The organism is Massilia paldalensis (genome assembly GCF_044901715.1).
GTDB lineage: Bacteria > Pseudomonadota > Gammaproteobacteria > Burkholderiales > Burkholderiaceae_D > Telluria > Telluria paldalensis.
Genome location: NZ_JBJCIU010000005.1, coordinates 87553 through 109110, shown reverse-complemented (window position 1 = coordinate 109110; position 21558 = coordinate 87553). Strand labels below are relative to the sequence as shown.

Genomic DNA, 21558 nt, shown 5'->3' with positions numbered 1-21558 from the left:
TTTCGCCCGCTGCATCGCGGCGCGGCCGGTAACGGCCGCGCCGCGATGCGTTTTGCTTGCCGCGTCCGCCGGCAAGCGCTTATCCTTGTTGCAAATTTTTACAAGGATTTACGCTAACGTGCGCTAAAAATGTTGCACCACGACATACAATCTCGCCACGATGATTGTTTCGGCAGCATGAGCGTGTTTCCGGAACTTCCGCGATAACCTGGAATCGGAACAGGACATGACTTTTTCGAGTGAGCAAACGGTGAGATTCGATGCCTGGCATGGCCAGTCCCGTGCGCGTGCCGCCGCCTTGCCCGGCGGGTTCGACGACGCGGCCTTCGACATGGCAACCGACGCGGCACCCCTGGTCGATGCACGGCTGCTGGAACGCGCCGACAAGATCCTGTTCATCGCCCACCTGGCGCTGGGCGACTACACGTACCTGCAAGCCTGCTTCCGCGCCTTTGCCGCGGCCTATCCGCATGTGAAGATCCACCTGTGGGTCGACGAGCGGCGCCGTACCCGCAAGGCCTCGGAATGGGAGCATCTGCGCAAGTACGCCTTGTACGACTGGCTGGCCGAGTGCCCCCATTTCGACAAGGTCTATAACGAGACCTACAGTCCGGCGTCGTACCGGCGCTCGCTGGAAGAGGCGCAGGCCGAGGACTACCCGATCGTCGTCACGCTGACCACGCTGGACCGCCATCGCTACGCCGTCATGGCCCGCAAGATCAGTCCGCGCGGCTTCATCGTCGGCCAGAAGAAGCCGGTGCGCCGCTACGACCTTCCCAAGCACCTGTGCTATCGCAAGCTCGACGCCGCCATTCTTGCCTACAAGTCGTCCAGCGATTCCGAGCAACACATCAGCGACATCTACGCCGGCTGGTTCACCCGCATGTTCGGCATGCGCATCGCCCCGGAGGCGCTGTTTCCCGTGCTGGACATCCCGCAGCAGTGGGCCGACTGGGCGCGCGCGCAGTGCGCCGCCTGGGGCATGGGCCGCGCCAGCGGGACGGACGGCAAGCTGGTGTTCCTGAACGCCTTTTCCAAGTCGATCGAACGCAGCTGGCCGCTGGAACGCGTCATCGAGCTGGTGCGCGCGATGCAGGCGCGTCCCGAGTGGCGCGACGCGGGCTTCATCGTCAATGTCGTGCCCGAGGAGCTGGCGCGCGCGCGGGCCCTGTTTGCCGGCGCCGGTCTCGCGCGCACGCAATTGTTCAGCGCCGAAGACAACTTCTTCCAACTGCCGGCGATGCTGCGCGAGTGCGATCTCGTCGTGTCGGTCGAAACGGCCGTGATGCACCTCGCGAACGCCGTGCACGTGCCCGTGATCGCGCTGATGCGCCAGAAGAATCCCGAGTGGACGCCGATCGACCGCGTCAACAGCACCGTCATCACGGTCAGGAAGCGCGAGGACTGGGTCGACAAGATCGGCGTCGACGAGGTGATGGCGGTACTGGCGTAAGGCGGGCATGGCCTCTCAGGCGACGTCGGCCAGAAGGATTTCGCGGCGCTCCCGCGCGCTGGCCCGGCCCGCGTCCAGCAGGCGCATCACCGTCAGGGCCTGCTCGGCCGTGACCGGGTTCGGTCCCTTGCCCAGGATCGCATCGCGTACCCCGGCATAGTAGGCCGGGTAGGCGCCGTCCGGTGTCGGGACGGGGCGCGTTACCAGCGTGCCGTCTTCCTCGATGGTGGCGATCCCATCCTCCACATCCACGCCCCAGCGCGCGCTGCCGTCCGGCAGCAGTCCCGCCTTCAACGCCGCTTCCTGCGGATCCAGCGATGGCTTGACGTAGCTGCCGCGGGTGCCATGCAGTACCACGCGCGGCCGCGGCGCCGCGGCCAGCATGCTGGCGCCCAGTTCGACGCGCAGCCCATCCGCGTAGCGGAGCACGGCGTGGAAGGCGTCGTCGGTACGGGCGCCGGGACGCAGCTGCACGATGTCGGCCTGGATCGCCAGCGGGGCGCCGAAATACAGCAGGGCTTCGTCGAGCAAATGGGGGCCGAGGTCGAGCCAGATGCCGCCGCCCGGCGTGTCGTCCTCGCGCCAGCGCGCCTGCGGCACCGGGCGGAAGCGGTCGAAGTGCATCGCCGCATGGCGGACCGTGCCCAGGCGGCGCTCGTCCAGCATGCGCCGCGCGCCCAGCGTGCTGCTGTCCCAGCGGCGGTTGTGGAACACGCTGAGTACCTGGCCGGGGACCGGCATGCGCGCCAGCTCCACCGCTTCGCGGGCGTCCAGCGTGAATGGCTTGTCGACGACCACGTGCTTGCCGGCCGCCAGCGCCGCCCGTGCCAGGGGGAAGTGGGTGACGTTGGGGCTGGCGATCACGACCAGATCGACGTCCGGATGGGCGGCAAGCTGTGCCGCATCGGCGGCGACGTGGACGTCAGGGCCGAGCGCGGCGTGCACCTTGGCGGGATCGCTGCTGGACACGGCGGCCAGTTGCAGGCCCGGCGTCGTGCGGATGAGCGGGGCGTGGAAGGTCTTGCCGGCGAAGCCGAAGCCGACGAGGCCGACGCGTAATAGCTTATGTTCCATATTAAGTCCTCGAGATCGATCCCGTATTATTGCGCGTTTTTGCATGGTTTGCCGCACTCATGCATAAAAGCGTTCCGGGCCACGCACATTCACGAACGGTCGGACGAACAAAAGCCCACGCGGGGTGGGCTTCGAGGTCGGGGCGCGGTGCCGGTGTCAGCGATGCTGGGCCAGTTCCGGCGCCGCCACCGGGGCCGCGGGCGGCGCCGGCATCGTCGGCTTGACGGCGAGGGCGGCCTGGCGGGCGGCGCTGCCGTTCGAGCAGAAACGGTTCTTGCCGGCACGCTTGGCTTCGTACAGCGCATAGTCGGCGATGCTGATCAGGTCGACGACGTTTTCCGCGTCATCCGGATACAGGCTGATGCCGATGCTGGTCGACAGTTGCAGTGTCAGGTCGTTCACGAAGAACGGCTCGGACAGGGCTTCGACCAGCTTGGCCGCGGGACCCTGGGCGTCGCCCAGGCTGTGCACGTCGGCCAGCAGCACGATGAATTCGTCGCCGCCCAGGCGCGCAACCGTGTCTTCCTTGCGTGAATTGGACAGCAGGCGCTGCGACACCATCTTGAGGATCTCGTCACCGTAGGCGTGGCCATACGTGTCGTTGATCGCCTTGAAGCCGTCCAGGTCGAGGTACATGACGGCGGCCTTGTGGTGATTGCGGTTGGCGTGCTGCAGCGCGTTCTCGATGCGGTCCTCGAGCAGGCGGCGGTTGGGCAGGCCGGTCAGCGCGTCGTGCAGCGCCAGCTCCTGCTGGGCGCGGCTGTATTGGGCGAGTTCCTTGTACAGCAGGCGTACTTCGAGCATGTTGTGGATGCGCTTGTGCACTTCCAGCAGGTCGAAGGGCTTGCTGATGAAGTCGCGCGCGCCCGCTTCCAGCGCGGCGATCTTGAAGCTCGGCTGCGCCGTCAGCGCCAGCACGGGCAGGTAGCCGCCTTGCTCGATCTCCTTCAGGCCCTTCATGACCTGGAAACCGTTCAGGCCGGGCATTTGCAGGTCCAGCAGGATCAGGTCGTAGTTGTGCTCGCGATGCAACGGGCAGACCTGCTCGGGCAGCATCGTCGAGCTGACATCGGTGTAGCCTTCCTCGCGCAATATCTCTTCCATCAATTCGATATTGTCCGGGGAGTCATCTACGACCAGGATCTTTGCGTTCAAAATGTCTTGTCGGCTCGGCATGCGTACTCTCGTCAAATCAAGGCTGGACGTGTGGCGTTTCAGGGTTGATTCCTGAACGTATACCAGCTCCAGTGCAACATTTGTAGTCTAGCAGCTCAGACAGAATTTCTTGTAGGACAGCGCCGCGTGTGGAGGTAGGAGCGCTATCGATACGGGACGACTGTTAGCGTACGCCGTTTCGGCCCGCCGTGGCAGCCGTGTCACGATTGAACAACGGTGCGGATGGACCGATGACCGCTGCGACTGTAGCGATCAGCTCGCTCGGCTCGACGGGTTTGGAGATGTGGGCGGAAAAGCCCGCTTCCAGCGCGCGCAGCCGGTCCTCGGAGCGGGCGAACGCCGTCAGGGCGATCGCGGGCACGAGTCCGCCGGCGTCGCGCGGCAGCTGGCGCACGCGGTCGAGCAGCTCGAAGCCGTCCACTTCCGGCATGCCCAGGTCGCTGATCAGGAGCTGGGGCGGAGCGCTGCGCACCATGTCGAGCGCTTCGCGGGCGCTGCCGGCGATCTCGACGTCGGCGCCGCAATCGTTCAGGATGCGCTTGATCAGTTCGCGCGCATCGCGGTCGTCGTCCACGACGAGCACGCGCGCGCCGGACAGGTCGAGCATCGTCATTTCCGGCGTGGCCGGGGCCTCGCGAATCATGGCGGCGCGCGCCGAGCGCGGATTCGGCGCCGCCTGCTTGGCCAGCGGCAGCTCGATGGTGAAGCTGGCGCCCAGGCCTTCGCCCGCGCTGTCCGCGCGCACGGTGCCGCCATGTTGTTCAATCAATTGTTTGACAATGGCGAGGCCCAGGCCGAGGCCGCCATGGCGCCGCGTCATCGACGCGTCTGCCTGGCGGAAACGCTCGAACACGTGGGTGATGAATTCGGGACGGATGCCGGCGCCGTTGTCGCGCACGGTGATGACGACGTTGGCATCCGTGTGCGCCAGGTCGATCTCGACACGGCCATCGCGCGGCGTGAACTTGATCGCGTTCGACAGCAGGTTCCACACGACCTGCTGCAGGCGCGCCGGGTCGCCCGCCACCATGCCGGCATCGGGCGCGTAATGCTTGTCGATGCGGATGTTCTTGGCATCGGCGGCCGGGCGCACGGTCTCGACGGCGGCGTCGATGAAGCTGGCCGGCGCCACCGTCTGCATGTCGAGCAGCGCCTTGCCCGACGTGATCCGGCTCATGTCGAGCAAGTCCTCGATCAGCTGGGCCTGGGCACGGGCATTGCGCTCGATCGTCTGCAGGCCCTTCTGCAGGTCGTTCTGGTCGCGGCTGCCGCGGCGCAGCACCTGGGCCCAGCCGAGGATCGCCGACAGGGGCGTGCGCAATTCGTGCGACAGCGTGGCCAGGAACTCGTCCTTCATCTGGCTGGTGCGCTCGGCCTCGGCGCGGGCCAGGCGCTCGTTCTCGAGCAGCACCTTGCGCTCCTCGGCGGCGCGCTGGGCCGCCTCGTACAGCCGCGCATTGTCGATCGCCACCGCGGCCTGGGCGGCGATGCCGCGCACGATGCGTTCCGTGCGCTCGCTGAAGATGTCCGGTTCCGGATGCCCGAAGAACATCGTGCCCAGCAATTCGCCGGAGGGTGCGACGACCGGCACGGACAGGTAGCTGCGCACGGCCGGGTGGCCGGCCGGCAGGCCGAGCGTCCCGAGCGGGCCGGAGGGGGCGAAGCGCTCGTCGCGGGTCACGTCGTCGGAGCGTACAAGGGTCGCGGTCCCGGCCGGATTGCCGGGACCGAACAGGCCGTCCGGTCCCATCTCGCCGAATGCCTCGAACTCGGAGGGGCTCGCGCCGGACACCGTGTACAGCGAAAACATATTGCCGTCGGCCTGCTGCTGGGCCAGGTACAGGAACGCCCCCTGGCGCGCGCCGGCGATGCCGGTGGCGGCGTCCGTCGCCGTCTGCAGCAGCGAGCGCAGGTCGCGCGTGGAGGCGAGGGCGCTGCCCGTGCTGTTGAGCAATTCGAGCACGTGCGACTCGTCGCGCAGCGCCTGTTCGGCGCGCTTGACCTGGTCCACGTCGGTGTTGGTGCCGAACCAGCGCAGCACGTGGCCGTGGCGGTCGCGCACCGGATTGATCCGGGTCAGGAACCAGCGGTACTTGCCGTCGGCCCCGCGGATCGGGTATTCCATCTCGAACGGGTCGCCGCTGCGCATGCTCGCGGCCCAGCGTTCCTTGACGGCCGGCAGCACACTCGGCTCGCACGTCGATTGCCAGCCCCAGCCGACGACCTGGTCGGGCGTCGTGCCCGTGTAGTCGAACCAGCGCTCGTTGAACCAGACGATGGCGCCGTCGGCCTGCGCCATCCAGGCCAGCTGCGGGATCGTGTTAGCGAGGGCGCGCAATACTTCCTCGCTCTGGCGCAATGTCTCCGAGGCGCTGCGGCGCGTCGTCACGTCCTGCACGACGCCCGTCATGCCGAGCACGCCTTCGCGCGCGCCCTGGTCGGCGTAGTCGACGCGGCCCACCAGGGTGATCCAGCGCCCGGCACCGGTCGCGTCCGGCACGCGGAATTCGAGCTCGACGTCGCTGTGCACGGCAAAGGCCTGCAGCACGGCGCGGCGCACGTTCTCGCGGTCGGCCGGATCGAGGCGCGCGCGCAAGTCGCTCCATGGCAACGGTACCTCGGCCGGCAGGTCGAACAGGGCGGCCGCGCGTTCGCCGAGGAACACGCGGTCGGTCGCCGCTTCCCAGCGCCAGTCGCCCAAGCGGCCGGCGTCGAGCGCCACTTGCAGGCGCGTGTTGCCGTCGCGCAGCGCCTGCTGGTCGGCCTTGCGCTGGTTGATGTCCTGGAAATACAGGGTCAGGCCGTCCGGCGACGGATGGGCGCGCACTTCGAACCAGCGTTCGAGCACGGGGTGCAGGAATTCCTCGACCGCCGTTTCGCGCGCCGCCATGGCGTGGCGGTAGACGGGTTCGAGCTGGCTGCCGCGCAGCATGGGGACCGCTTCCCACAGGTCGGCGCCCAGCACGTCGGCGCGGGTGCGCTGGCCGGGCATCAGCATGTCCAGCGCGCGCCCATTGATATAGGTGATGCGCCAGGCGGGGTCGATGGCGCAGACGCCGTCGGACAGGCTGTCGAGCATGTTTTCCATGCGCGCCTGGGCCTGGCGCAAGGCCTCGCGGGTGGCGGCCAGCTCCTGCCGTGCCGCTGCGCCGTCGTCCGGCCGGATGTCGCGGTCGCGGCTCACGGGGACCTCGGCGGAACTGCGCTGCCGCTGCCTGGTCCGATGCCGGCGCCGCGCGGCGCGCGCGCGGGGCAGGGGACGGGACTGAAGGCGGATGCGAAGTGGTTCATGGCGCTTGGTCGTGCGTGCAGGTGCCGGCGCGGGAGCCGTGATGCCGGGCGCATGGCACGCGGCGTCCCGCCGGTTTTGCTCGGCAAGACGTCGCTCGATTCTAGCCCAGCGCGGACCGTTCGCTGCACACCGTTGACCACTGCGTCAGGCCCGCTTGGGCGTCTTGCTCGCCACCTTGTCCAGCGCTGCCTGCAGCTGGTCCAGCTCGTACGGCTTTTGCAGCGACAGGTAGGGGAATTCCACGTGGCGCAGCAGCGTGTCCCCATAGCCGGACGCGAAGATCACCTGCATGGACGGTGCCTCGGCGACGGCCTTGCGCGCCAGGTCCACGCCCGACATGCCGGGCAGGCTGACGTCCGTGAACAGCACGTCGTAGCTGCGCGCGGCCAGGTGGGTCAGCGCGTCGTTCGGGTGGCCCACGCCGTCGGCCTCGTGGCCGAAGGCGCGCAGCATCTCGCAGACGAGGTACTGGGAGTCCAGGTTGTCCTCGACCACCAGGATGCGCAGCGCGCCGGTACCGGCGTCGGGCGCGCCCAGCGACGGTTCCGCCGCGGCCAACGCGCACAGGACGCCCGCGACGTTACCGCTATCACGGACCGGAGTGAAATACAGGTCGTACGCAAGGTCCAGTCCGGCATCGCCGTCGAAGCCGAGCGCACGGGTGCCGGCCACGGCCGCTTCGCCGTTCCAGGCGCGCTGGAGTTCTTCCGGCGCGGCGGCCAGCGGCGCGGGCGTCCGCTGGGGCACGCCACCACCCGGCACCTGGCCCTGGACGGGACCCGCCAGCCGCGCATAGGCGTCGTTGAACAGCACGGTGCCGTCCCGGCCCCAGGCCAGCAGCATCGGTGCCGGGTTGTTGAACATCAGGTCGGCTGCCAGGCGCAGCGCGGGAGACCATTGCCCAGGATCGCCGACCCGGGATGCGGACCAGTCGAACGACGACGAAGAGAGGGCGGACTTGCCGGAAGCAACCATAGCAACCTGTAAATATTGTTATCGAAACGAAAAGAGGAGGAATCGTACACCAAAATCGCCACGAGGGGCGGCACGACTGGCGCCTTTGGCACGGCGTTTTCGCAGTGCGCGCCACTCTCGGGAGGCGGGGATTGCCGGCACGGTGCCGGGCATGCGGGACAGGCAAAAAAAAAGCCCGCTGAGTCAGCGGGCTGAATCTATCCTTGGAGGAGAATAGAGGAGACAGGTGCATCATGCTGCATCGCAAAACATAAATCCAATTCCGTTTCATGATGACTGTTATCTAAAGTGTCAATATCAGCTTGCCAACACGGGCCACCACGTCACGCTTGGTGCAAAAAAGAAAATGTTTTACGATAGCAAAATGTTGAGAAACGTTTTGCTGTCGCCGCCGCACCACGGCGACCAGCCTTTCACCCGGCCCGGCCGAATCTCCGCCGCCGCCCGCGTTCCCGGATCCGTTCCCCGTCATGCCCGAGGAGAACGGCCGCGCCCGTCCATGCACGCGGCATACGGCGCCTGCAAGATGCGCCGTCGCCCGTGCGCGCACGATAGGCGCGCCGTGGCGGCGCCGGCCTGGCCCGGCTATCATCGACTCGACCGTCCCGCACGGCCCTGCGCGGCCTGCCGTCCACGTTCCCCCTTCCACCTTTCCTGACCCCGCCGATGCATCGTCAACTGAAACCCTTCGCGAACCGCGACCTGCGCCGGCGCATGGCGGTCTGCCTGCTGGCCTGCCTGGCGGTACCGCTGGGCCTGGCCATGATGGCGCCCTCGGCCGCGGCCCAGAGCGCCATCGCGAACATCCAGCTGCAGCGCCGCGTGAAGGCGGCCTTCCTCGTGAAATTCCTCGGCTACGTCGATTTTCCCGCCGGAGCGTTCGGCGGGCCCGCGGCGCCGGTGACGATCGGCGTGATCGATGCGGACGACCTCGTCGGCGAACTGGAACGCGCGGTGGCCGGCCGCACCATCGACGGCCGCCACATCGCCGTGCGCCGCCTGCGTGAAGGGGAAGGGGCGCCCGTCCACCTGCTGTTCGTGGGTGGGCGCGACCCCGTGCGCGTGGGCCAGGTGGTACGCCAGGCCGCCGGCGCGATGCTGGTGGTGACCGAATGCGAGAACGGCCTGCGCCAGGGCAGCGCCATCAATTTCCGCCTGGTCGACGAGCGCGTGCGCTTCGACGTGGCGCTGGAAGCAGCGGAACGCAACGGCGTCAAGCTCAGCTCGCGCCTGCTGACGGTGGCCAGCCGGGTGCAGAAAGGAGCGCAATGATGATGCGGGATGGCGGCACCGTCCGCGGCAAACTGATCCTGATGGCGGTGTCCACGACCTTCGTGGCGCTGCTGGCGGCGTCGTGCGCGATGCTGGCGTTCGACCTGCGCGCCTTCCAGCGCTACTGGGTCGACGACCTGGTGGCGCAGGCCGACATCATGGCGCGCGTCACGGCGCCGGCGCTGGCCTTCAACGACGACGACGCGGCGCGCCAGAACCTGGCTGTGCTGCGCGCCCGCCCGCAGATCCTGGCGGCGGCGATCTATACGGCGGCCGGCCGGCGCGCGGCCGTGTACGGCGCGGCCGCCGGCCAGGCCGTGCCGCAGCAGCCGGAAGCGTCCGGCTACCGCATCGACGGCGCCGAAGTCGTCGTGTTCCGGCCCATCGTGGAGAACGGCGAGCAGCTCGGCACCGTCTACCTGCGTTCGCGCTACGGCCTCGTGGACCGGCTCGTCAGCTACGCCGCCATCCTGGGCTTCGTGATGCTGGGCGCCCTGCTGATCGCCGGCCTGGTGGCCTCGCGCCTGCAGGCGGCCATCACCCGTCCGCTCGAGGCCGTGACCAACGTCGCGCGCCAGGTGATGCAGCGGCGCGACTTCACGCTGCGCGTGCCCGGCAATGCGGGCGGCGAGATCGGCGTGCTGGTCGACGCCTTCAACGACATGCTGGCCGAGATCGGCCGCCGTTCGCATGCGCAGCAGGAGGCGAATGCGACGCTGGAACACGAGATGCAGGTGCGCAAGCAGGCCGAGGAAGCGCTGCGCACGGCCGACCGCCGCAAGGACGAATTCCTGGCCACGCTGGCCCACGAGCTGAGGAATCCGCTCGCGCCGATCCGCACGGGCCTGGACATCCTGCGCCTGCGCAGCGGCGACGCCCAGGCCACCCAGCGCGCCACCGACATCATGGAACGCCAGCTGCGCCAGATGGTGCGCCTGGTCGACGACCTGCTCGACGTCTCGCGCATCAATACGGGCAAGTTCGCCATCAAGACGGGGCGGGTGGAACTGAAGGCGATGGTCAACGACGCCCTCGAGGTGGTGCGCCCCTATATCGAGCTGCACGGCCACGACCTGGTGATCGACCTGCCGGACCGCCCCGTGTTCCTGCACGGCGACGCCACGCGCCTGGCGCAGATCCTGTCCAACCTGCTGAACAATGCCGCCAAGTACACGAACCGCGGCGGCAGGGTGAGCCTGAAGGCGACCGTCGAGGACCGTACCCTTGTGATGGTGGTGGCCGATACCGGCATCGGCATCGCGCCGGACATGCTCGATACCGTGTTCGAGATGTTCGTGCAGGTCGATTCGACGCTGGAACGCTCCAACGCCGGCCTCGGCGTGGGCCTGTCGCTGGCCCGCAAGCTCGTCGAGCTGCACGGCGGTTCCATCGAGGCGCACAGCGCGGGGCTGGGCCACGGCAGCCAGTTCGTCGTGCGCCTGCCGATCGTGGTCGATCCGGAACTGCCGGCCAAGCCGACCCCGGCCTCGTTCATCTCGGCCGAGACCTACCGCATCCTGCTGGCCGACGACAACGTCGACTTCGTCAACAGCATCGGCGCGCTGCTGACCGCGATGGGGCACAGCGTCGTCATCACCCACAACGGCCTCGATGCGCTGGCCGCGGCCAAGCGCTTCTGCCCGGACTACGCCTTCCTCGACATCGGCCTGCCGCAGATGTCCGGCTACGACCTGGCAAGGCACATGCGCGAGCTGCAATGCTGCGCCATGACGGTCATGATCGCGGTGACGGGATGGGGGCAGGAAAAGGACCGCCAGCTGGCGTTCGAGGCGGGCTTCGACCACCACATGGTCAAGCCGGTGCGCTTCGAGCAGATCGAGGAAATCCTGAACAACCGCAGCATCATCAAGAAGCTGCGCACCTGAACGTCGGGACGGCGAGACTGCCGCGCGGGGAGGGCGGGGACATAAAAAAAGCGGAAGCGCATGCGCTTCCGCCCATTGGTTCAGCGTAAGCTGCGATTACGCTTGCTTGGCTGCCTTGCGGCGACGGGCCAGGAAGCCCACCACGCCCAGGCCGGCCAGCATCATGCCGTAGGTTTCCGGTTCCGGAACCGGAGCTGCCAGGGAGACGGCGCCGCCGAAGCTGGCAGCGTCGGCCGAGACCAGATTGCCGCTCACGGCCAGGTAGTAATCGCCGGCTGCCAGGCTGCCGCTCGACACGGTCCAGACGTCGAGCGCGCCCGACGAGCCCATGACGCCTTCAGCGATCAGGGTGTCGCCAGTGGCGCTGTACAGCGACAGGCCGGTGATGTCCAGGCCGGTGCTGGCCGAACGGCTGATCGACGACACGACGGCGTCGAAGGTCCAGCCGGTCGTGCCTTCCACCGAGAAGGTGAAGTGGTCGTTGAACGAGGCGCCGCTGTTGCCGGCGGCCAGGGTGTCACCGAAGAAGCCGGTGCCATCGGTCAGGTCCAGGACCTGCGGGGTGGTACCGACGGTCTGTGCCATGACGGCCGACGAGCCGAACGAAGCAGTAGCGAATACAGCAGCAGCAATCAGAGATTTTTTCATTTGTTTCCTCGCGTAGAAATCAGCCGCGTCATGCAGCTTGGTTTACAAGAATCGGGGAACTTCATGCTATCAAATTGTCGACAAAGCGCGGGAAAATCTACAGATGTGTGCGCTTCTGCGTGGAAATATTCCTCTGTTCAATAATTTCCTGGTGGATTCATTACAAACCCGCTCTTCATAGGGAAAATGGTCGAATTGGCATGAGCAAAACGGTAAATCTGGACGAGTTGCACAGTATTTGTCAGTCCAGTCCTACTTCACGACGCGGGAAATTCCTCGGCAGGGGCTGTTTCGCGTAGACAGTTTTTTATGAACAGACAGCAAGCCCAGCCGCGTTTTGCTGCTTCCGCGCGGCAAGGAATGGATGAGGGAAGGGAAATGAAAAAGGCCAGATCCGGAGATCTGGCCTTTCGTAAAAGTTGGTGCGGCTGGCAGGAATCGAACCCACGACCCCTTGGTTCGTAGCCAAGTACTCTATCCAGCTGAGCTACAGCCGCCCGAGGCACGCATTATAGCGGCATTCTGCTGATTCGAAAAGCGCAAGAATGGCGGGAATGCAAGACGATATGGCTGATCGCTTTTCGGCGCTCTACGACGGTTGAGGGTTGAGTTGTTACTGGCGAGCAGGAGTCTCCCGGAGAAGTGCTTGAGCCATGGAACTAACGAGCTTGCGAACACTGCCGTCAACTCGACCGGAGAACATGGCGGCCTACGTGCACCCGTCGAATCCCCTGTCAGTACCGGGCCGTCGGCACGGCCCGGCGCCCCCACTACTGCGTGCAGCGCAGCAGGGCGGTGTCGTCAGGCGTTGTAAACCTGCTACCGGAAAAGAAAAAGGCCAGATCCGGAGATCTGGCCTTTCATATAAGTTGGTGCGGCTGGCAGGAATCGAACCCACGACCCCTTGGTTCGTAGCCAAGTACTCTATCCAGCTGAGCTACAGCCGCCCGAGGCACGCATTATAGCAGTGCTTTTCCGAATGGCAAAGTATGCTCTGAGGATGTTGGCTTATAGCCCCGCGTCGATCAGCGCTCGCAACAGAACGGCACCTCGTTCGATCCGGTCCTCGACGTCGACGCCGCCGTGCTGCGCGACGGCCAGCACTAGGTCGCTCCCGATGCCGAGGCCCGCGCATACCTGCTGCAGCGATGCCAGTCGCGCTTCCGGCAGCGTGGGGCAGACCACCCGCCACCCCGTTTCGACACATTCGACCTCGATCCCGCTGACCTGGAGCTTCACGCGGCGCGCTTCGTTCTCGTAGCCGTAGAAGCAGCGTGGCCATCCTTCGTTGGCGATACGGTCGCGGTCGATGACGGCAAGCCGGACGGCGGCCAGCAGGTAGGGATCATAGTAATAGCTGCGCATGACCGAGTGGTCGAGCATGCAGGCCATGTAGCCGGCCTGCGTGCCGAGCATGTAGCGGCCCGAAGCGCCGGTGCGCATGACCTCGTATTTCACGAAGTAGTAGCGCCAGTCCCTAATGGTACCTGCATCGTCGAGGTAGGCGCCGGACTGTCCCTCCAGGGTACCGCCGCCGTCAAGCGCGTCGAGAAGCGCCATCAGCGGCGCCGATGCCGGGTGTACTGCCTCGTCCTTCTTGCCGCGGAACAGCCTGTTCCAAGGCTCGTCATTGCGGGGCGCGCCCAGGTCGACGATACGGTAGCCGGTCCAGCGCGCCTCTTCCCGCCCATAATGGCCCTGTGCTAGCAGGGCGCCCGTCACCGCGAGCCAGGGTGTTGTGCCGCCGGCGGCCGATTTGTCGAACAATCGCAGGAATGCGCCGCCGCGGGCCGCGAACCGTTCCGGGGCGAGCGCGAAGACGGTCAATCCGCCGCGCAGCAGGTGGTGGTCTTCCAGTTTATCGACGTCGGCACGCAGGGCGGGTGCCTTGGACAGCATGGCAGCCTTGTCGCGTTCGTTGCGTAGCTGGACCTGGTTGAAGGCGGCGACGGCGTCCAGGTTGCCGTGCCTGACAATCTGCTCGACGTCCGCCAGCAGTCGTGGCATGTTGTTGCGTTCGCCGGCGCGGATCTCGTCATCCGACGCTTCCACGAGATTGCGCACGATTCGCAGCCCCCGGCGCACGGCGTCGCCGGGATGCATCTCGGCCAGCAGCGCCGCATACAGCAGCAGCGTATGGGCCAACGTCCATTCGCGCGTCCCGTAGTGGCGGCAGCAGGCTTCGAACAGGTTGACGCCTTCCTGGCTAAAGGCATTGAACAGCGGTACGCGCCCGCCTGAATCTTCCCCAGCACTGACGAACAGCCGTTCGAAGGCGGCTTCAATGTCCTTGCCTTCCCAGGTCTTCCATGCATCTAGCATGAACGCTACGTTGTCGTCGGCGCCGCGACCATAGACCAGCTCGGCGCGGTCCTCATCGCGCGTCTTGCCCCTGAGGTCAATGCCGCTTCTCCACGCCAGGACGTCGGTAATGAAGCGGAAATAGCGCAGGAATTCGTCGTCGATTAGCTGGTCGGAGCCGCGGTAGGGCCACAAAAGGTCCGACCATTCCTTATCAACCTTCCGGGCGAAATGGCCGGCATGGCCAGGATGTGCCTGTTCCAGCAGTTCTTCGAAATGGGCCTTGAAGTTCTCGAAGTCCGTCAGCGGCTTGCCGCGCGAATTCATTTTGATGTACAGCGTGTCGGTCAGATTGTTGGCCCGCATCGGTAGCACGTGGAACCGAATTGCCGGGTCCAGCGGGTCGGTGAGGCGTTGCAAAGCCATATGCCGGTCTGCGTCGTGGGCGAGGAACCAAGCGTTTAGGGCATCGAGCATCACGAGCATGGAGTGGATAGTGGGGTCGTGGCGCCAGGTCGGCAGGTACGCGGCGTCGTCCCTAATCCATGCGGACGGCTCCACCCGGGCGTCCGGGCGGCAGCGGACGAGGAAGCCGCAGAAGTCGCGCGCACTGGCGCGCGTGGCGTAGCTGAAGCGACTCCATGGCTGCGTGGATGGCGCGACACCCACGTGCCATGCCAGGTAGCAGTGCAGCAGGAACAGCGTCGTCAGGCGTTGCTGGCCGTCGAGCGGATAGAAGCGATATTCGCCTTCCTGTTGCTCGACGTCGCCATATACGAAGTCGAGGTCAGCAGGCGCCGCGCCGGGCAACAACGCGCGGCACAGTGTGTCTACAAACGTGCCGCGAATGCGCGCGACGTGGTCGCCGTCGCGGCCCTGAGCGTAGTCGCGCTGGATCATAGGGATCTCAATGGCCTGGATACGCTGGCCATCGATCTCGTCCTGGAACATGCGGGAAAAGCTGGTGATGACTGCGGGCGTCAGGGCAGGGGCATTCATTGCTTCGGTTCCTGTGTGGAGGGGCGCAGGTAGGGGTGCAGGCGAATTAGCATTTCCTTCAAGTAACTATCCTTGTCGCTCTCGCTCCAGAAATGCGGGTGCTGTGCGTCCGCCTGGGCGTAATACTTGAGGAAGACATTGCGTGTGCAGGCCGGCACGTAGCTCCCGGCACGGTCGAGTTCGAGGATCATCTGGCGTTTTACCTCGAATACCGAATTGCTCAGGCGGCTGTTGTGAGCGCTCGACAGCAGGGCGATGTTCCTGATCGAATGGTCGAGTAGCTCGCCGGCATCCAGCATTTTCAGCACGGCGGCGCCCAGCGTCTTGAATTTTTCGCTGGAGAATTTTCCTTCTTCGATTTCGGCGAGGGCCGCGTCCAGGTGCGCATCCACTGCCTGGATGTCCGACGCCGACTGCTCCAGTGTCATGGCAGCCAGCGCGGCCCGGTGGGTCAGCAGCCAGGTCTTCCATTGGTCCGCGCGGTTCAACGTTTCGGCCTGTTGCGCATGGATGTGCTCGAGCGACCACTTATGACCGGCGTGGCGGTGGAACGGGAAGCGCGAGCCCGTGCCCGTTGCCGTCTCGACATTCATCAGCAGCAGCACCTGCAGGATTTTCGCCGAGTGCTTGCCGTACTGGAGTTCGGCCAGGGCGGCAGGCGACAGGTCGAGCAGGGCGCTGATGCGTTCGACGAGGGACTGCGCGAATTCACTTTTCTTCTTGCCGTCGGCGGCCATGGCGATGTCGCCCAGCGACGTCTTGTTCGCCACCAGGAAACCGATGTTGTTATGGAGTGCCGGCTGCTCCAGCCAGCCGCGGATGCGCGCATGCAGGGTAACGACCTGCTGCCAGAAGCCCTGTGGGTCCGCTTCAACGGCGCCTCGCAGCTGGTCGAAGGTGTGGTAGCGGGGGCGCTTTCCCTCGGGGCGCTTGTGCTGGTCGGCCAGTGTATCGAGCAGCAAGCTGATACGCGTAGGATAAGCGTCGGCGCCGCTGCCCACTCCCAGGCCGGCGACAAACGCCCATGTATCGGGGTCGTGCAGGTCGCGCTCGATGCCGTCCCATTGTGCAGCGATCTCGTGGGCGCGCTCGCGCGAGCTCGCGCGGACCGCGGAAAGCAGCGCGGCCTTGATGAGTTCCGCGTCAGTCAGGGGGATACGTCCCACGTTCAGGCGCGTGAAGAGGGCGGTCGCGCTGGTCTCTGCCGGTGCTTCGTACCAGATGACACGGATGGAGCGGAACAGATAGCCGTGGATCGTGTTGGCGACGCTGTTGCGTTCGAACTCGTCGCCATGTCGCTTGAACCAGCCGTCGATCGCGGCGTGCGCTCCGTACAGGTGGAAGTAGTCGATATTGGTATCGTGAATCGACGGGTCGAAGGTCTGCAGATAGGCTTCGCTACCGTCGCGCGTCTCGTAGTACAAGGCGTAGGGAGCGCCGATGCCGCAGTTCGCATGGACCTTCATATAACGCAGCAGAACGTACAGCGTCGTAAGTCGCTGCTGGCCGTCGATCAGTTCCCATTCATGGTCCTTGTCGGTAGCGCCGCGCCGATGCATCTTCACGACGACAGGCTGCAGGCTGTAGTCGATGCCTCCGCTGGCGTAAATATCGTCCAGCAGGCGCGTCACATCGTTGGCATCCCAGCGATAGCCACGCTGGTAGCGCGGTACGAAAAAGCGACCGCGGATCGTACCGACCGGCCTGTGCGTCAGGCTTGCCGTCGAAGCAGGCAGTGCCGCGAGTTCCCCATGATTTCCCATTCGTTTTTCCTTGCGGAACAATAATCGCAAAGCCTACGCGTTTTTTGCTCTAAGGACAATGTCATTGCGGCGCTAGTTGAGCTAGCGCAAAAGAGATGAGAAAAATGGAAAAGAAAAAAGGCCAGATCCGAAGATCTGGCCTTTCAAATAAGTTGGTGCGGCTGGCAGGAATCGAACCCACGACCCCTTGGTTCGTAGCCAAGTACTCTATCCAGCTGAGCTACAGCCGCCCGAAGCACGCATTATAGCAGTCCTTTCCAGATCGTCAAAGCCCGATGTGCCGGGCACGACATGGGACGCGTGCACAAAAGCAAAAGGCCGGATCCAGAGATCCGGCCTTTCAAAATAAGGTGGTGCGGCTGGCAGGAATCGAACCCACGACCCCTTGGTTCGTAGCCAAGTACTCTATCCAGCTGAGCTACAGCCGCCCCGAGGCCGGCATTATAGCAGCGGTTTCCGGATTGGCAAAGCCTGTATCGACGACCACTGTTTCGGCGGACTCACATCGCCAACAACGCAGGCAAAATGGGCGACGGAAAAAGAAAAAGGCCAGATCCGAAGATCTGGCCTTTCAAATGCATTGGTGCGGCTGGCAGGAATCGAACCCACGACCCCTTGGTTCGTAGCCAAGTACTCTATCCAGCTGAGCTACAGCCGCCCGATGCACGCATTATAGCGGCGCATGCCGGATTGCGGAAGTCTTAATTTTATTCAACGTCTGATGGGCTTCTGTTAGATTAGGACACTCGTCTTCGACCCCATTCCGTCCCGCCGAACCATGCACCACCCGCATCCCATTTCCTGGCGCCGTCCGGCCTGGCAGCGCGCCCTCCGCGCGGTCCTTGCCGGCCCCGTTCTGTTCGCCGTCCTGTTGTGCGCCTGCCATGCGGCGCTGGCCGGCGGACCGCGCAGCCTGCGCTTCGAACACGTGGGGCTGGAAGAGGGCTTGTCGCAGGAATCGGTGCTGACCATCCTGCAGGACCGCGAGGGCTTCATGTGGTTCGGCACCCAGGCCGGCCTGAACCGCTTCGACGGCTACCGCAACCGCGTGTTCCGCAACGACCCGAACGATCCCGGCAGCCTGGCCGACAATTTCGTGCGCGCCTCGCACGAGGATGCGCAGGGGCGGTTGTGGTTCGGCACGCGCGGCGGCCTGGTCCGCTTCGACAAGGCCAGCCAGCGTTTCGCCCGCTATCCGCTGAGCCGGCGCAACGACGGCATGGCCCGCAACAGCGCCGTCAACGCCATCGTGGGCGACGGCAAGGGCGGCCTGTGGGTCGGCACCGGCGACGGCCTGGTCCACCTGGACCCCGACAGCGGCAAGTTCCGCTCGCTGCAGCGCGAGGCCGGCATCGCAGGCACGCTCAGCGACGAGCGCGTCAATGCGCTGGCCGTGGATGGGCGCGGCGGCCTGTGGGTGGGCACGGGCGTGGGCATCGACTACCTGGCGCCCGGCGCCGTGCGCTTCGACCATTTCGATGTCGGGCCGCGCCGCGACAGCAAGCGCAACAGCGTGGCCGCCCTGTCCATCGACGCCCAGGACACCTTGTGGATCGGGACCGGCGCCGGGCTGGAAGCCTGGCATCTCGGCGACGGCCCGCCCCGGCGCGAGCGGGTGGACCTGGGCGAGGGGGAGGGCGCGGACGACGTGCGCATCCGCACCCTGTACCACGACAGCGGCAACAACCTCTGGGTCGGCACCGATCTCGACGGGCTCAAGTGGCGCGACCCGAGCAGCGGCCGTTTCGTCGCCTACGCCAGCCAGCCCCTCGACCGCCATGCGCTGTCGGACAACCAGGTCAGCGCCATCTGGGTCGACCGTACCGGCACCTTGTGGGTGGGCACGATGTTCGGCGGCGTCAACCGCGCCGACCTGGCGAGCGGCGGCTTTCGCCGCTTCAGCTACCTGCCGAACGAGGAGAGCGACGGCGGCGCGCGCAAGGTGCGGACGATCGCCCCCGGTCCCGGCGGCAGCCTGTGGCTGGGGACGGTGGGCGCCGGCCTCCTGCACCTCGATCCGGCCAGCGGCCGCGTGAGGCGGGTGCGCAACGATCCGCGCGATCCGTCCAGCCTGCCGGACGACGTCGTCACCACGCTGTTGCGTGGCAAGGGCCGGCTGTGGGTCGGATCGCCGAGCGGCTTGTCCTGGCGCGACGACGCCGGCGGACGTTTCACGCCGGTCCCGCTGGGGGGCGACGCGGCCGGCAACTACGTGCAGCGCCTGGCCGCTGGCCGCGACGGCAGTGTGTGGGTCGTCACCCATGGCGGGCTGTTCCTGGTGGCGCCGGACGGACGTATCGCGGGCGCGTGGCGGCACGACCCGGCCGATCCGTCCAGCCTGGGTGAGAACTACGGCTATGCGGCGCTGGAGGACCGGCACGGGGCGGTCTGGGTCGGCACCGAGAACGGCCTGGACCGCCTCGACCGCAAGACCGGCAAGTTCACCCACTTCCGGCGCGATCCCCGCGTTCCCGGCAGCCTCGTGCACAACCGCATCGCCGACCTGTACGAATCGGCGCGCGGCGACATCTGGGTCGGCACGGCGGGCGGCCTGGCAAGGATCGAGCGCGGCGCCGACGGACGGGTGTCGTTCAAGGCGTTCCCCGTGGCGGCGGGGCGCGCGCAGGTGCCCATCGGCGCCATCCTCGAGGATGCGCACGGCAGCATCTGGGCCAGCACCACGGCGGGCATCACGCGCGTCGACCCGGACACGGGCCGGTTCAAGACCTACGGCGCCCGGGACGGCCTGCTGGACGGCACCTATTTCATCGGCTCGGCCCTGCGCGGCGCCGACGGCGAGCTGCATTTCGGCGGGGGCAACGGCATGACCTCGTTCGCGCCGGATGCGATCCGCGACAATCCGTTCGCGCCGGTCGTCGTCATCACCGACTTCTCGGTCTTCAACCGTCCCCGCGCACTCGACACGGATCCAGGCAAAGGGCAGGCCGTCGAGCTGGATTACCGCGACTCCGTCTTCACGCTCGAATTCGCCGCCCTGCATTACGCTGACCCGCAATCGAACCGCTATGCCTACCGCCTGCGCGGCTTCGACCAGGACTGGACCGAGGCCGACGCCAACAAGCGCTTCGCCACGTATACGAACCTGGACCCCGGCACCTACCTGTTCGAAGTGCGCGCCGCCAACAAGGATGGCGTTTGGAGCGACAAGCCGGCCCAGCTTGCGATCACGATCACGCCGCCGTACTGGCGCACCTGGTGGTTCCGCTTCCTCGCCACCGCCGCCGTGCTGGGCGGCGCCGCGTTCGTGTACCGCCTGCGCGTGCGCGTGCTGGTGCGCCAGACGGAGCGGCTGGAACGGCAGGTCGGGGCGCGCACGGCCGAACTGGTGCTGCAGAAGGACCGCGCCGAGCGCCGCAAGCAGGAAGCGGAAGCGCAGAAGGAGGCCGTTGAGCAGGCACGCCGCAATATCGCGCTGCTGTCGGAGATCGGACGCGAACTGACGGCCAACCTGGACAGCGAGGCGATCATGGCCAATGTTTACGGCCAGGTGCGCCGCCTGATGGATGCGCGCGTGTTCGCCATCGGCGTCGTCCGGCCGGGCGGACGCCTGGAGTACCCGTACGTCGTCGAGGATGGCTGCCGCGCCGAGGGCGAACACGCCTGGCCGGACAGCGTTCGCCGCCTCGGCGAGCAATGCGTGGCGAGCGGCGAGGAGATCGTCATCGGCGACCTGGCCCAGGAAGCCGCCGCCCATCCCGGCGCCGACGGCGCGGTTCCCCGTTCCCTGTTGTTCGTGCCGATCGCCGTCGGCACGCGCGTGCTGGGCGTGATCTCCGTGCAGGCCTGGCGCGCCTGGGCCTACCAGAACGTGCAGCTGGACATGCTCAGCACGCTGGCCGCATATGTTGGCGTCGCGCTGGACAATGCCGACGCCTACCGCCAGTTGAAGGAGACCCAGGCCCAGCTGGCCGCGCACGAGAAACTGGCCTCGCTCGGGTCGCTGGTGGCGGGCGTGGCGCACGAGCTGAACACCCCGATCGGCAACAGCCTGCTGATGGCCAGCACGCTGCAGGAAAAGACGGAGGATCTGTCGGCGCGCTTCGCCGCCAACAACCTGAAGAAATCGGACCTGGAGGCGTGGATCGGCGCGGCGCGCGATGCCAGCGCCCTGATCCAGCGCAGCCTCCAGTCGGCCGCCGACCTGGTGAACAGCTTCAAGCAGGTGTCGGTCGACCAGGCCAGCACCCAGCGCCGCCGCTTCGACCTGGCCCGGGCCTGCCACGAGATCGCGGCGACGATGATGAACCAGGTGCGCCGCGCCGGCCATGCGCTGGAGCTGGACGTCCCGGCGGGGATCCTGATGGACAGTTACCCGGGCCCGTTCGGCCAGGTCGCAATCAACTTCATCAACAACGCGCTGCTGCATGCCTTCGATGCGCCGGGCGGGCACATGGTGCTGTCGGCCTCCATGCTCGACGGGGAACGCGTGCGCATCGTGTTCCGCGACGACGGCCGCGGCATCGCGCCGGAATACCTGGGGCGGATCTTCGATCCCTTCTTCACGACGCGCATGGGGCAGGGTGGCACGGGCCTGGGCTTGAACATCGCCTACACCATCGTCACGACGCTCCTGGGCGGCACGATCCGCGTGGACAGCGAGCCGGGGCGGGGCACGGCCTTCGTGCTCGACCTGCCCCTGCGCCCGGCCGATGCGCCGGCGCCGAGCGGCGTGCAGCCGGACCACGAGACCGCGTAGGC

General features: G+C 66.4%; 11 protein-coding genes and 5 tRNA genes. 4 read left to right on the top strand and 12 right to left on the bottom strand.

Annotation, left to right across the window (positions count from 1 at the left end; genetic code table 11):
• Positions 1-226: 226 nt before the first annotated feature.
• The gene (locus tag ACI1V7_RS23175; protein WP_404534269.1) at positions 227-1453 is read left to right on the top strand and encodes a glycosyltransferase family 9 protein; all 1227 of its coding nucleotides are present in this window, start codon (positions 227-229) and stop codon (positions 1451-1453) included.
• A 15-nt stretch (positions 1454-1468) separates the two neighbouring features.
• Here ACI1V7_RS23175 and ACI1V7_RS23170 read toward each other — a convergent pair whose 3' ends face one another.
• From ACI1V7_RS23170 to ACI1V7_RS23155, 4 genes are all read right to left on the bottom strand, one after another.
• Entirely contained in the window at positions 1469-2527 is a 1059-nt protein-coding gene (locus ACI1V7_RS23170) for an oxidoreductase (RefSeq protein WP_404534268.1), read from the bottom strand.
• Between the two features lie 156 nt (positions 2528-2683).
• Positions 2684-3703, bottom strand: coding sequence for a GGDEF domain-containing response regulator (locus tag ACI1V7_RS23165; protein ID WP_404534267.1), 1020 nt, complete (start codon positions 3701-3703; stop codon positions 2684-2686).
• Positions 3704-3866: 163 nt separating this feature from the next.
• Positions 3867-6887, bottom strand: coding sequence for a PAS domain-containing hybrid sensor histidine kinase/response regulator (locus ACI1V7_RS23160; RefSeq protein WP_404534266.1), 3021 nt, complete (start codon positions 6885-6887; stop codon positions 3867-3869).
• Between the two features lie 252 nt (positions 6888-7139).
• Complete coding sequence (locus tag ACI1V7_RS23155) at positions 7140-7970, bottom strand: response regulator (protein ID WP_404534265.1); 831 nt, start codon at positions 7968-7970, stop codon at positions 7140-7142.
• A 666-nt stretch (positions 7971-8636) separates the two neighbouring features.
• Here ACI1V7_RS23155 and ACI1V7_RS23150 point away from each other — a divergent pair.
• Complete coding sequence (locus ACI1V7_RS23150; protein ID WP_404534264.1) at positions 8637-9242, top strand: TOL_0243 family YfiR-like periplasmic protein; 606 nt, start codon at positions 8637-8639, stop codon at positions 9240-9242.
• On the top strand, positions 9239-11128 hold the full coding sequence (locus ACI1V7_RS23145; RefSeq protein ID WP_404534263.1) for a sensor histidine kinase, YfiR-like protein-associated: 1890 nt from the start codon (positions 9239-9241) through the stop codon (positions 11126-11128). The genes ACI1V7_RS23150 and ACI1V7_RS23145 overlap by 4 nt, the downstream gene beginning before the upstream one ends.
• A gap of 96 nt (positions 11129-11224) precedes the next feature.
• On the opposite strand, the gene ACI1V7_RS23140 is transcribed toward ACI1V7_RS23145, so the two are convergent.
• From ACI1V7_RS23140 to ACI1V7_RS23105, 8 genes are all read right to left on the bottom strand, one after another.
• On the bottom strand, positions 11225-11776 hold the full coding sequence (locus ACI1V7_RS23140) for an FxDxF family PEP-CTERM protein (RefSeq protein WP_404534262.1): 552 nt from the start codon (positions 11774-11776) through the stop codon (positions 11225-11227).
• Between the two features lie 420 nt (positions 11777-12196).
• Positions 12197-12273: transfer RNA gene (locus tag ACI1V7_RS23135), tRNA-Arg, on the bottom strand.
• 373 nt (positions 12274-12646) lie between these two features.
• Positions 12647-12723 (bottom strand) — tRNA-Arg (locus ACI1V7_RS23130).
• A gap of 61 nt (positions 12724-12784) precedes the next feature.
• On the bottom strand, positions 12785-15076 hold the full coding sequence (locus tag ACI1V7_RS23125; RefSeq protein ID WP_404534261.1) for a DUF262 domain-containing protein: 2292 nt from the start codon (positions 15074-15076) through the stop codon (positions 12785-12787).
• Entirely contained in the window at positions 15073-16860 is a 1788-nt protein-coding gene (locus ACI1V7_RS23120; protein ID WP_404534260.1) for a DUF262 domain-containing protein, read from the bottom strand. Before ACI1V7_RS23120 ends, ACI1V7_RS23125 begins: the two co-directional genes overlap by 4 nt.
• Positions 16861-16992: 132 nt before the next feature.
• Positions 16993-17069 (bottom strand) — tRNA-Arg (locus ACI1V7_RS23115).
• A 121-nt stretch (positions 17070-17190) separates the two neighbouring features.
• A tRNA-Arg gene (locus tag ACI1V7_RS23110) sits at positions 17191-17267 on the bottom strand.
• A 153-nt stretch (positions 17268-17420) separates the two neighbouring features.
• Positions 17421-17497: transfer RNA gene (locus ACI1V7_RS23105), tRNA-Arg, on the bottom strand.
• A gap of 120 nt (positions 17498-17617) precedes the next feature.
• Between ACI1V7_RS23105 and ACI1V7_RS23100 the strand changes: the two genes are divergently transcribed.
• Entirely contained in the window at positions 17618-21556 is a 3939-nt protein-coding gene (locus ACI1V7_RS23100; protein ID WP_404534259.1) for a sensor histidine kinase, read from the top strand.
• The last annotated feature ends 2 nt before the right edge of the window (positions 21557-21558 follow it).